The organism is Streptomyces capillispiralis, from assembly GCF_007829875.1.
Classification (GTDB): Bacteria; Actinomycetota; Actinomycetes; order Streptomycetales; family Streptomycetaceae; genus Streptomyces; species Streptomyces capillispiralis.
Genome location: NZ_VIWV01000001.1, coordinates 6,967,367 through 6,979,086, shown reverse-complemented (window position 1 = coordinate 6,979,086; position 11,720 = coordinate 6,967,367). Strand labels below are relative to the sequence as shown.

General features: G+C 72.6%; 12 protein-coding genes. 8 read left to right on the top strand and 4 right to left on the bottom strand.

Features of this window, described 5'->3' with window-relative positions:
* Positions 1-225: 225 nt before the first annotated feature.
* Both FHX78_RS30720 and FHX78_RS30715 read left to right on the top strand, forming a co-directional pair.
* Positions 226-696 (top strand): DUF5709 domain-containing protein, encoded by a 471-nt coding sequence (locus FHX78_RS30720; protein WP_145870646.1) that lies wholly within the window; start codon positions 226-228, stop codon positions 694-696.
* Between the two features lie 51 nt (positions 697-747).
* Positions 748-1,002 (top strand): type B 50S ribosomal protein L31, encoded by a 255-nt coding sequence (locus FHX78_RS30715; RefSeq protein WP_145870645.1) that lies wholly within the window; start codon positions 748-750, stop codon positions 1,000-1,002.
* A 20-nt stretch (positions 1,003-1,022) separates the two neighbouring features.
* On the opposite strand, the gene FHX78_RS30710 is transcribed toward FHX78_RS30715, so the two are convergent.
* Positions 1,023-1,817: a metal-dependent hydrolase gene (locus tag FHX78_RS30710; protein WP_145870644.1), complete on the bottom strand. Its 795-nt coding sequence runs from the start codon at positions 1,815-1,817 to the stop codon at positions 1,023-1,025.
* 145 nt (positions 1,818-1,962) lie between these two features.
* Between FHX78_RS30710 and FHX78_RS30705 the strand changes: the two genes are divergently transcribed.
* Together FHX78_RS30705 and FHX78_RS30700 are read left to right on the top strand one after the other, a co-directional pair.
* On the top strand, positions 1,963-4,476 hold the full coding sequence (locus tag FHX78_RS30705) for a DEAD/DEAH box helicase (RefSeq protein WP_167531891.1): 2,514 nt from the start codon (positions 1,963-1,965) through the stop codon (positions 4,474-4,476).
* 19 nt (positions 4,477-4,495) lie between these two features.
* Positions 4,496-5,362 (top strand): acyl-CoA thioesterase, encoded by an 867-nt coding sequence (locus tag FHX78_RS30700; RefSeq protein WP_145870642.1) that lies wholly within the window; start codon positions 4,496-4,498, stop codon positions 5,360-5,362.
* 1 nt (position 5,363) lies between these two features.
* Here the strand turns inward: FHX78_RS30700 and FHX78_RS30695 are convergent, their stop codons facing one another.
* Positions 5,364-6,347 carry a DUF6397 family protein gene (locus tag FHX78_RS30695; protein ID WP_229924023.1) on the bottom strand — a complete coding sequence of 328 codons (984 nt, stop codon included), beginning with the start codon at positions 6,345-6,347 and terminating at the stop codon, positions 5,364-5,366.
* A gap of 126 nt (positions 6,348-6,473) precedes the next feature.
* Positions 6,474-6,881 (bottom strand): roadblock/LC7 domain-containing protein, encoded by a 408-nt coding sequence (locus tag FHX78_RS30690; RefSeq protein ID WP_145870641.1) that lies wholly within the window; start codon positions 6,879-6,881, stop codon positions 6,474-6,476.
* 298 nt (positions 6,882-7,179) lie between these two features.
* Between FHX78_RS30690 and FHX78_RS30685 the strand changes: the two genes are divergently transcribed.
* Positions 7,180-7,800, top strand: coding sequence for a class I SAM-dependent methyltransferase (locus FHX78_RS30685; RefSeq protein WP_145870640.1), 621 nt, complete (start codon positions 7,180-7,182; stop codon positions 7,798-7,800).
* Positions 7,801-7,875: 75 nt separating this feature from the next.
* Here the strand turns inward: FHX78_RS30685 and FHX78_RS30680 are convergent, their stop codons facing one another.
* The gene (locus FHX78_RS30680; protein WP_167531890.1) at positions 7,876-8,757 is read right to left on the bottom strand and encodes an oxygenase MpaB family protein; all 882 of its coding nucleotides are present in this window, start codon (positions 8,755-8,757) and stop codon (positions 7,876-7,878) included.
* A gap of 98 nt (positions 8,758-8,855) precedes the next feature.
* Here FHX78_RS30680 and FHX78_RS30675 point away from each other — a divergent pair, with 98 nt between their 5' ends.
* The 3 genes from FHX78_RS30675 (at position 8,856) to FHX78_RS30665 (ending at position 11,719) form a co-directional block, all read left to right on the top strand.
* Entirely contained in the window at positions 8,856-9,152 is a 297-nt protein-coding gene (locus FHX78_RS30675; RefSeq protein WP_145870639.1) for a hypothetical protein, read from the top strand.
* A gap of 135 nt (positions 9,153-9,287) precedes the next feature.
* The gene (locus tag FHX78_RS30670; RefSeq protein WP_145870638.1) at positions 9,288-10,151 is read left to right on the top strand and encodes a hypothetical protein; all 864 of its coding nucleotides are present in this window, start codon (positions 9,288-9,290) and stop codon (positions 10,149-10,151) included.
* Positions 10,152-10,333: 182 nt separating this feature from the next.
* Positions 10,334-11,719 carry a tannase/feruloyl esterase family alpha/beta hydrolase gene (locus FHX78_RS30665; RefSeq protein WP_145870637.1) on the top strand — a complete coding sequence of 462 codons (1,386 nt, stop codon included), beginning with the start codon at positions 10,334-10,336 and terminating at the stop codon, positions 11,717-11,719.
* Position 11,720: the final 1 nt, after the last annotated feature.

Genomic DNA, 11,720 nt, shown 5'->3' with positions numbered 1-11,720 from the left:
ATCGGGGTGCGGGGCGCCGACCGGGGTGCGGTGGGGCGTGGGAGCACCCGCCGAGTCGTGCCGTTGCGCGGTGGGGAGATCGGGTGGAAGGCTGGAGTCAGGCACCGGCTCGGGGAACGCCCGGGATCCCGCCGTATCGGGTACGGGCGGCGCCAGTGCCCCGTGCGGACGGCCCGGCACGGGCCGCGCCGGGAACGGGCCCGGCCCCACCCTCTGGAGGTACCCGTGAACAGCGCCGACGGTTGGGGAGACGACGTCTACCAGCCCGACGCGTCCGAGATCCAGGACGACGCCGGACTGCTCGACGCCGAGGACACCCTCGAGAACGACGGCGTCGCCGACCCCCTGGACCGGGGCTGGTCCCCTCCCGAGCGGCCCTGGGCCGTGGAGCACTACGGCGTGACGGCGGCGGAGCGTCACGAGGGCGAAACGCTGGACCAGCGGCTCGCCGAGGAGCTTCCGGACGCCGCCGCCTCCGACGGTGACGGTCTCGGCGATTCCTCCGGCACCGACGGGGAACTCCTGGACAACGAGGTCGGCGCCGCACGCTCCGGACGGCTGGTCGCACCCGACGAGGGGGCGCACGAGGACGAGGAGGAGGCCCTGGTCGCCACGGACGTCGGCATCGACGGCGGGGCCGCCTCCGCCGAGGAGGCCGCGATGCACGTCGTCGACGAGGACACCCTGCCCGGCTGACCCCGCCGCTTCCCCCGCTGAGCGCCGGACCGAGCCGCCCGAGGAGCACCCATGCAGCAGGACAAGCACCCCGAGTACCACCCGGTCGTCTTCCGCGACCGCGCCGCCGGTTACGCCTTCCTCACCCGGTCCACCGCGAGCAGTGACCGGACCATCGAGTGGGACGACGGCGAGACCTACCCGGTGGTGGACGTGGAGATCTCCTCGGAGAGCCACCCCTTCTACACGGGCAAGGCCCGGACCGTGGACACGGAAGGCCGCGTGGCCCGCTTCGAGCGCCGGTACGGCGGCGAGGGCTCCGGCTGAGTCCCCGGCGCGCGCGTCCCTCAGATCACGTTGAGCGCCGCCGCGCAGCCCACCCCGCCCAGCAGCATGAACGCGGGCATCAGCACCTTCAGCTCCACCCAGCTGCCCGCCCGGAACCGCATCCCCTTCGGCGGGCCGATCGGGTACCAGCGCTTGCGGCCCACCGGTATCGGCCACAGGATCGGGCAGCCCGAGACGGTCAGCGCGTCCCCGATGTCGTGGACCAGCGCGCCCAGCACGACCGGCAGCCCCAGCCACAGGTACTCCTGGCCCGGCGCCGTGAACAGCCAGTCCGAGCCGTTGCCCGGCTTGTCCAGCACCCCCGCGAGGATCCAGGCGCTGGCCGCCGCCAGCAGCCACACCAGGACGTCGCTGCTGGAGCCGCGGGTGGCACGCCACAGCAAGCCCTCGATGGCCAGCACCATGTGTACGAAGAGGATGGCCAGCACCGCCCAGCGGCCGCCGGAGATCGCCAGGGCCGCGGTGCCGGCGCCGATCAGGACGGCCCACAGCCAGGTGTGGGTGAGCGTGCGGTGCCCGCCGGAGCGGCGCGGGTCGCCCTGCTTCCTGGTGGCCTTGTAGACGGCGTAGGACAGCTTGTCGACGATCTCGCACAGCCAGCGGGACAACGGCCCGAAGGCCCGCGAGATCGTGGCCGCCTTGTGGTCCAGGTCCGGGGCGAGGGCTGCGCCCGCGCAGATCAGGGCGCCGGCCACGAGGACCGGCCAGGGCATCGGGTGCCCGGCCGCGGCCGTCGCCGCACCGACCCCGAGCCAGGCCGCGGCGCCCGACAGTGAGTGTGCTGGTCCCATCATGGCCGTTGCCCGCCCCATTCCTCGTTCGCCGCTGTCCAGTTGACCGGGCGCGTTGGCGCTCCGCCGGCGACACAGCGTAGCGTTCACGATCTTCGTGCCCGCAGCCGATTCCCGCATCGGGCGGGCGGACAGGCAAGATGGGGGCGTGACCCTCATCGATCAGCTGCCGCCGACCGCCGACCCCGACGCCCTGTACGAAGCCTTCGAGTCGTGGGCCCGGGAACGCGGTCTCACGCTCTATCCCCACCAGGAGGAGGCGCTGATCGAGGCGGTCTCGGGGGCGAACGTGATCGTGTCGACGCCCACGGGCTCCGGCAAGAGCATGATCGCGGCGGGCGCCCACTTCGCCGCCCTCGCGCGCGACGAGGTCACCTTCTACACGGCACCGATCAAGGCCCTGGTCTCGGAGAAGTTCTTCGAGCTGTGCAAGATCTTCGGCACCGAGAACGTCGGCATGCTCACCGGCGACGCGTCCGTCAACGCCGACGCCCCGGTCATCTGCTGCACCGCCGAGGTGCTGGCGTCGATCGCGCTGCGCGACGGCAAGGACGCCGACGTGGGCCAGGTCGTGATGGACGAGTTCCACTTCTACGCGGAAGGGGACCGCGGCTGGGCCTGGCAGATCCCCCTGCTGGAGCTGCCGCAGGCGCAGTTCGTGCTGATGTCGGCGACGCTCGGCGACGTCTCGTTCTTCGAGAAGGACCTGGCCCGCCGCACCGGCCGCCCCACCGCCGTGGTCCGCTCGGCGACCCGGCCCGTTCCGCTGTCCTACGAGTACCGGTACACACCGCTCACCGAGACGCTCACCGAACTGCTGGGCGCCCGCCAGGCCCCCGTCTACATCGTGCACTTCACGCAGGCGCAGGCGGTGGAGCGGGCGCAGGCGCTGATGAGCATCAACATGTGCACGCGCGAGGAGAAGGACAGGATCGCCGAACTCATCGGCAACTTCCGCTTCACCACCAAGTTCGGCCGCAACCTGTCCCGCTACGTCCGGCACGGCATCGGTGTGCACCACGCCGGCATGCTGCCGAAGTACCGGCGGCTGGTGGAGAAGCTCGCGCAGGCGGGTCTGCTGAAGGTCATCTGCGGCACCGACACCCTCGGCGTGGGCGTCAACGTGCCCATCCGCACGGTGCTGTTCACGGCCCTGACCAAGTACGACGGCAACCGCGTGCGCACCCTGCGGGCCCGTGAGTTCCACCAGATCGCGGGCCGCGCCGGACGCGCCGGCTTCGACACCGAGGGCTTCGTGGTGGCCCAGGCCCCCGAGCACGTCATCGAGAACGAGAAGGCGCTCGCCAAGGCCGGCGACGACCCGAAGAAGCGCCGCAAGGTCGTGCGCAAGAAGGCGCCCGAGGGCTTCGTCGGCTGGACCGAGCAGACCTTCGAGAAGCTCATCGTCTCCGAGCCGGAGCCGCTGACCTCCCGTTTCCGGGTCACACACACCATGCTGCTGTCGGTGATCGCCCGGCCCGGCAACGCCTTCGAGGCGATGCGACGGCTGCTGGAGGACAACCACGAGCCGCGCAAGCAGCAGCTGCGGCACATCCGGCGGGCGATCGCCATCTACCGCTCGCTGCTGGACGGCGGCATCGTCGAGAAGCTCGACCGGCCGGACGCCGAGGGCCGCATCGTCCGCCTCACCGTGGACCTCCAGCAGGACTTCGCGCTGAACCAGCCGCTGTCCACGTTCGCGCTCGCCGCGTTCGAACTGCTGGAGCCCGAGTCGCCGTCGTACGCGCTGGACATGGTGTCCGTCGTGGAGTCCACGCTGGACGACCCGCGCCAGATCCTCGCCGCCCAGCAGAACAAGGCGCGTGGTGAGGCCGTCGCCGCGATGAAGGCCGACGGCGTGGAGTACGAGGAGCGCATGGAGCGCCTCCAGGACGTCACCTACCCCAAGCCGCTGGAGGAGCTGCTCTTCCACGCGTACGACACCTACCGCAAGAGCCACCCCTGGGTCGGTGATCATCCGCTGTCGCCGAAGTCCGTGGTGCGGGACATGTACGAGCGGGCGATGTCCTTCACGGAGCTGGTGTCCCACTACGAGCTGGCCCGCACCGAGGGCATCGTGCTGCGGTACCTCGCCAGCGCCTACAAGGCGCTGGAACACACCATCCCGGACGACCTGAAGTCGGAGGACCTGGAGGATCTGATCGCCTGGCTGGGCGAGATGGTGCGCCAGGTCGACTCCAGCCTCCTCGACGAGTGGGAGCAGCTGGCCAATCCGGAGGAGATGACCGCCGAGGAGGCGCAGGAGAAGGCCGACCAGGTCAAGCCGGTCACCGCCAACGCGCGCGCCTTCCGGGTGCTGGTCCGCAACGCCATGTTCCGCCGGGTCGAGCTCGCCGCCCTGGACCAGGTGGAGGAGCTGGGCGAACTGGACGCCGAGGCCGGCTGGGACGCCGGTGCCTGGGGCGAGGCAATGGACAGGTACTGGGACGAGTACGAGGAGCTCGGTACCGGCCCCGACGCCCGCGGGCCGAAGCTGCTGCTGATCGAGGAGCAGCCGGACAACGGGCTGTGGCGGGTCCGGCAGATCTTCGACGACCCGAACGGCGACCACGACTGGGGCATCAGCGCCGAAGTCGATCTCACCGCCTCCGACGCGGAGGGCCGCGCGGTCGTCCGTGTCACCGACGTCGGCCAGTTGTGAGCACAGGAGAACGCCACCCATGACGAACCCGGCCGAGAGCCTCGTCGACCTGCTCGACCTGGAGCAGATCGAGGTCAACATCTTCCGTGGCCGCAGCCCGCAGGAATCCCTCCAGCGGGTCTTCGGCGGCCAGGTCGCCGGCCAGGCCCTGGTCGCCGCCGGCCGCACCACGGAGGGCGACCGCCCCGTGCACTCGCTGCACGCGTACTTCCTGCGCCCCGGCAGGCCCGGGGTGCCGATCGTGTACCAGGTCGAACGGGTGCGGGACGGCCGGTCGTTCACGACCCGGCGGGTCACCGCGGTGCAGCAGGGCCGCACGATCTTCAATCTCACCGCCTCCTTCCACCAGCCTGAACAGGGGAGTTTCGAACACCAGCTGCCGCCGGCCCGCGAGGTCCCGGACCCGGAGTCGCTGCCGACGGTCACGGAGGAGATCCGTGAGCACCTGGGCGCGCTGCCGGAGCAGTTGGAGCGGATGGCGCGCCGCCAGCCCTTCGACATCCGCTATGTGGACCGGCTGCGCTGGGATCCCGCGGAGGTCGAGGGCGCCGAGCCGCGCAGCGCGGTGTGGATGCGCGCGGTCGGCCCGCTCGGTGACGATCCGCTCGTCCACACCTGCGCCCTGACCTACGCCAGTGACATGACCCTCCTGGACGCCGTGCGGATCCCGGTGGAACCGCTGTGGGGTCCGCGCGGCTTCGACATGGCGTCGCTGGACCACGCCATGTGGTTCCACCGCCCGTTCCGGGCGGACGAGTGGTTCCTGTACGACCAGGAGTCGCCGATCGCCACGGGTGGCCGGGGCCTGGCCCGGGGCCGGATCTACGACCTGGAGGGGCGGATGCTGGTGTCCGTCGTCCAGGAGGGGTTGTTCCGGGCGCTGTAGGTCACCGGTCTCTGCGGCGCCACCGGCCGAGCAGGCCACGGGACGTCCGGCGGGCGGGCTCGGCGGCCCGGGGCGTGCGATGAGCCGGGGCGGGGCGGCGAGGGGCGGGGCGGGGTGCCGGCCGGTGGTGCCGTGCCTCGTCCGTCAGCCGGGTCAGATCCGCCTGCAACCAGGCGATCTCGTCCGCGTCCCGCGCCGTCGTCAGCTCTTCCGCGATGTGGGCGGCCGGTGACCCCGGGGCCCCGTGGGAGGGCGCCGGCCGGCGGAACCTGTTCAGGTGGGAGCGGTCGTAGGGGTCCTGGACGACCTGCGACACATGGAGCGGGTCGAGCAGCGACGCCACGGCCCCGGCACGCGCCCAGGGGTCTTCGGCCTGGCGGAGCAGGAAACCCAGGTGCCGGGCACGCCAGTTGCGCGGACGCAGGTCGACGCCGGCGTCGAGCTGGCTGCGGAGCCCCTCGGGCGTACGCCCGGTCAGCAACGGGGCGTTCCTGTCGTCGGCCGCGAACAGCCGTAGCTCCTCGGCGAGATAGAGCCAGACCACGGCGCGGTAGCGGTTCGGGTAGAACGTCACGGGCACGAGCAGGCCCAGCCGCGCCAGGCGGGTGAACCGGGTCTTCGTCACCTCCATGAGGGCCGCGCCCTCCGTGGTGCCCAGGGCCCGCACGCTCCGGCGCAGCGATTCGGGGAAGCCCGGTCCGGCGCGGAGCCGCTCGATCTCGGCTCGCTCCACCCGCCGGCCTCCTCCCCCGTCGGGGGCCGCGCGGATGCGTCCGAGCTGCACGGCGAGGTCGAACTCCGTGCGCTTCAGACCCAGTTCGCGGGCCGCGCGGCCCGTCGTGACCCAGGTGTCACGGTCCGCCGCGGCACCCTCGGCGGGAACCGTGACGGTGGCGTCGTACGTGCCGGTGTGGTGCGTTTCGGTGTGGTGCGTGGTGGTCTGGTCCGTGGTGGTCTGGTGCGTGGTGGTCCGGTGTCCGGGCATGCTCGTCTCCCCCGTGGAGTGTGGGCGGCGGCGCCGGTTGCGCCCGCTGGAACAAGACCGTAGCCGCTTGGTCACCGTCCATGGCGAGCCTGTGGACAACTCCTCGGGAGAGGGTGAAAACGCAGGTCAGAGCTCCGTGTCGGACTTCGCTCTGCGGGCGTCCACGTCCAGGTGCTCGCCGACCCGGTTGACCAGGAGCGTCATCTCGTACGCGATCCGGCCGATGTCGGCCTCGGCGCCGCTGAGCACGCACAGGCAACTGCCGGCGCCGGCGGCGGTGACGAAGAGCACCGCGTCATCGAATTCGATCATGGTCTGGCGGACCCCGCCCGCGCCGAAGTGCCGCCCCGATCCCTTGGCCAGGCTGTGCAGTCCGGACGACACGGCGGCGAGGTGTTCCGCGTCCTCGCGGCGCAGTCCCGTACTCGCGCCCGTCACCAGTCCGTCGTTGGACAGGACCAGCGCATGCCGTACGTGTTCGACGCGCTGGGTCAGGTCGTCCAGCAGCCAGTCGAGTCCCTGCTTCTGCGCCATGTCGTGAATCTCCCCCTGGTCTTCCCCGTGGTGTGCCCCGTGTGGTGTCCCCTCCTGGCGGGAGGGCCCCCCGCGTCAGCCTTCCCCACGACCGGGCGCCGGGCAAGGAGGATGGGGGCCATGGCACGGAAGATGACCGAGGAAGAGGGTGCGAGTGGCCCTCCCGCGCTCATTCCACGGCGTCGCGCACGCCGGGCGGCGTGCGGGCGGGCGGCGTGCGTGCGGGCGGGCGGGCGGTTCGCTCGGCGCGCCGGTCCGGAAGCGCGCACGGCGGCGTACCCCGTGCCGGTGAGGGATCATGCGGAGCATGAGCGACGACCGCACAGACGACCACACCCACGTCCGGGAGTTCTTCACCGCGCGTGCCGCCGACTGGGACCGCCGTTTCCCCGACGACGGCCCGGCCTACGCGGCCGCGGTCGCCGAGCTCGGGCTGCGCGAGGGTGACCGGGTGCTCGACGCGGGGTGCGGGACGGGGCGGGCGCTGCCCGCGCTGCGCGCGGCCGTCGGCCCCTCGGGCGTGGTCCTGGGCGCCGATCTCACCCCGGCCATGCTGGAGGAGGCGGCACGGGCCGGACGGGACCGAGACGGTGCGCTGCTGCTGGCCGATGTCGCCGCGCTGCCGCTGCGCTCGTCCTCGCTGGACGCCGTGTTCGCGGCGGGCCTGATCGCGCATCTGCCCGATCCGGCCGGCGATCTCCGGGAGATCGCGCGGGTGGTGCGGCCCGGCGGCGTCCTCGCGCTGTTCCATCCGATCGGGCGGGCGGCGCTCGCCGCCCGGCAGGGCCGCACGCTCACGCCGGACGACCTCCGCGCGGAGCCGAACCTCCGTGCGCTGCTGACCCGCTCGGGGTGGCGGATGACGTCTTACACCGACGAGCAGGACCGTTTCCTGGCGCTGGCCGTGCACGAGGGCTGAGCCGCCCGGAGGGCCCGCCGGACACGCGCGCCGGGTCCCCGGCGTCCGGCGCCGGACGGTCCGGGGTCCGGGGTCTCAGTCCGTGTGCCGCACCGGGCAGCCCCGCAGTCCCGGGACGGGGTGGGTGCCCAGGTCGCCGATCCGGTAGCCGTTCGGGTAGCTCTTGATCTCCCGGTTCTGCCGGGCGAAGTGCGGGGAGCGGCGGGGCGGCAGCAGACGGACGGCGCGCCCCCGCAGGCGTACCGCGCCGCGGACCCACGCGCGCGTGCCCGCGCCCGGCGAGGTGTAGCGGAAGGCGCGCAGCAGGGGTTCGTCGAGCAGGGCGAGCGTGGCGGTGCGCAGCAGGGGGGCGAGCGGGCGCGGATACCAGGAGGCCATGAGGTCGAGCGTCGCGTCCGACACCCGCCGCGCGCCCTCGTCCCAGTCGAAGTGGGCCTCTTCGTAGGCGTCCAGGCAGCTTTCGAACTCTTCGTAGGTCCGGGGGATGTCCTTGATGCCCATGTGCCGCCCGAGGGACTGGTAGTGCACGACACTGGCGACGATCTCGTGACGTGACAGCCTGCGCCACCCGTAGGCGTCGATCCACCGCCTGGGCATCACCACGAACGTGCACAGGACGTAGCGCATGTCGTCGTCGGGGATGTCGTAGGCGTGGTGCATGCGGTTGATGCGGCGGATCGCGGTCCGGCCCTGATCACTGCCGAATCCGTGCTCGACGACGGCGTCCAGGAGCAGGGAGGTGTCGTCGTAGCGCTTCTGGGACCGGTCGGTGAGCTCGGCCGTCTCGGCGAGCAGCCGGCCGATCCGGGGCACGGCGTAGGTGCGGTAGAGGGCCAGTTCGAGGGAGCGCGTGAAGTCCCAGGGGAACTCGTAGGCGGAGCTGAGCCGGTAGATCTCCGTGGCCTGCCGGTAGGGGTCCATGCTCCGGATCCGTTCCAGCCGTTCGAAGCGCCGCACCGTGCCGCCCCCTTCTGCCGCCGAGGACACAACTCTACGTTGTGCGGCAGGAGATGAACGGTCGGCGACGTCGATCGCCCAGGGGGAAGGTGGACCGTATGTGGGGAAGGGTTCGGGGGATCGGGAGCGCGGTGCTCGGCAGTCTGCGCACGGGGAAGGGGGCCGGGCCGCGGGAGCGTCCGCACAATCTGTTCGAGGCCGCGGCGGCCTACGTCTCGGCCTGCGCGGAGGACGATCAGGACCGGATCGAGGAGGTGACCGGCTGGGTGTCGCCGGAGGCGCTGTCGTTCGGGGTGAACGAGCTGGCGTGCCGGGCGGTCGTCGCGCTCGCGCGGGAGCGGGACGAGTCCCCGGGGGCGGTCGCGCGGGCCCTGCTGGGGCTGCCGGCCGCCTGAACCGTCCGCCGACGGGGCCGGTTCGCCCCCTCCGGCCGGAAAGCCGCAGCTCCGGGTGCGGCCTGGGGGTCGTGACAAGGGGCTCGGGGTCGGCATAGGGTGCGCGCCGTTGGACGAACCGATGGGGAGGCTGGGATGGCCGGGACGGATGAGGAGGCCGTCGCCGCCGCGGACGATGCGCTCTATGTGCTCACGGCGGCGCTGCTGACGCCGGCGCAGTTTCCGAGCGTGCTGGGCGACGACTACGCGGAGGCGTGCTCGGCGCTCGGTCTTCCGCCCACGGCCGACGGGTACGGACTGGTGCTCGGCCAGGACGGCGAGGGCGCACGGTGGACGGTCGTCGTCGACGACGTCTCGCTGGTCGCCGTCGCGATCGCGTCCTGGGACTGCGGCATGGAGCACGATCTGTCGCCGGACGAGCGTACGGTCGTCGCCGCGCTGCCCGGCTGGCCCCTGTCGGTGGCCGTCGCGGCGCCGAACGTGCCCGCGCCGCACGATCCCGGCCCCGAGGCCGCGGCCGGGCCCCCGCTGACACCGCCCGACACCGGTGTGTGGGGTCCGGCGCAGCGCCGTCTGGGGGCCGACGAGATAGCCCTGCAGTGGGCGGTCTGGCGGGAGCGGGTCGACGACTCGACGTTCCCGGCGCCGCGCGGTGCCGCCGGGGAGCCGGGCGGCACCGGGGACCGCGCGGAGGGGGACGGCGAGAGGCGGGAAGGCGGGGCGCCGGGCGGCCACAGCGGCATCCGGCGGGCGCTGGCGGAGGCACGCGCCTACGTGGCGTCCCCGCCGCCGCTCGGCCGGGTCCGCTCGTCCTTCGCTCCCGGCGGCGCGCGCACCCTGCGGGCCGACGGTCCGGGCTGGTCGCTGGTCGCCCGGACGGACGACATCGCGTTCGTGCTGCTCGACGAGGAGCCCGGCGAAGTCCTCCCGGTGGGGCGTGGGCCGGAGCTGCCCGGTCTGCTCGAGGCGCTCGCCCGGATGGCCGTACGGCCGCTCTGAGCACGCGCGGCCTCCGGCGGGGGCAGGGGTAATGGTCATTAGCGTGTGCTGTGACTCCACGTGGGGGCACTGATCCATATGGCGCCAGCCCATCGATGACGGCAAGGTCGGGCCCTCACCATGGGGCAGCTCCACGCTCGACCCCTGCCCGTTGTCCGCCGTCCGTCCTTCCGGAGGCCGTCATGCGCCCCTCCCGTGGCGTTCCCCTGCTCGTCGCCGTCCTCGCCGCGGCCGTCCTCTCCGCTCCGACTCCGGCCGGCGCGGCCGGGGACGGCCACTGCGCGCGCCAGGACCGGGTGCGTGTGCCCGGCGCCGCCCATCAGCGCAGTGTCTGCCTGGACGATCTGACCACCACGGGGCTGGCCGGGACCCCGTACACCGACCTGTCCGACCAGACGGGGCTGACCGCCGCGGCCACCCGGTCGCCGTCCGGTGTGCCCGGGATGCAGGTCGACGGCTACTTCCCGGACTCCTCCGGCTTCAACGACACCCATGGCTGGCGGCATGACGCCCAGTTCGTGATCCGCCTGCCGGACCGCTGGAACGGCGGGCTGGTCGTCACCGGCGCGCCCGGCAACCGCAAGCAGTACGCGACCGACAAGGCGATCTCCGACCAGGTGCTGGCGCTCGGTTACGCCTACGCGGCGACCGACAAGGGCAACAACGGCGTCGACTTCTACCGTGACGGGAACCGCCCCGGTGACGCGGTCGCCGAGTGGCACACCCGGACCACGCAGCTCACCGAGGCCGCCCAGCGTGCGGTGGCCCTCCGCTACGGACACACCCCGCGCCGCACCTACATGACCGGCGTGTCCAACGGCGGTTACCTCACGCGCTGGCAGCTGGAGAACCGTCCCGACCTGTACGACGGCGGCGTGGACTGGGAGGGCACCCTGTGGGCCGCCGACGGACGCCAGCCGCTCACCTCCCTGCCGGTGGCGGTGGCCCGCATGTTCGGTGCGGCGACCGACGAGGACATGTACGCGGCGGGCTTCGCGCGCGGATCCGAGTTCCTGTGGCCGTACCACGAGAGGGCGTACTGGGGCGTCACGCAGAAGATCTACCGCGCCGAGTTCGACCCGGCCCACGACCCCGCTTGCCCCGGTCCGTCCGCGGGCTCGACGACGGAACAGATCCTGGCGCCCTGTCCCTCCGACGCCTCCTACGACTACGCCTCGCGCCCCGCGTCCGTGCACCGGGCGGTGGAACGGGTGGCGCTCACCGGCCGCATCGGGCGGCCGATGATCACCCTGCACGGTGATCTGGACGCGCTGCTGCCCAAGGCCACCGACTCCGACGTGTACGACCGCATGATCGAGGCGAGCGGGCGCGGGGCGCTGCACCGCTACTACACGGTGCAGGACGGCACGCACGTCGACGGGCTGTACGACGCCTATCCGGAGCACCTGCGGCCGATCCTGCCCTGCTACCGCTCGGCCTTCGACGCCCTGGTCACGTGGGTGGAGCGCGGAGAGGCGCCGCCCGCGGACCGGACGATCGGCCGGCCCGCGGAAGGCGATGTGGTCAACTCCTGCGCGCTGGACGCGGGTGAGGCAGTGACGCGGTAGC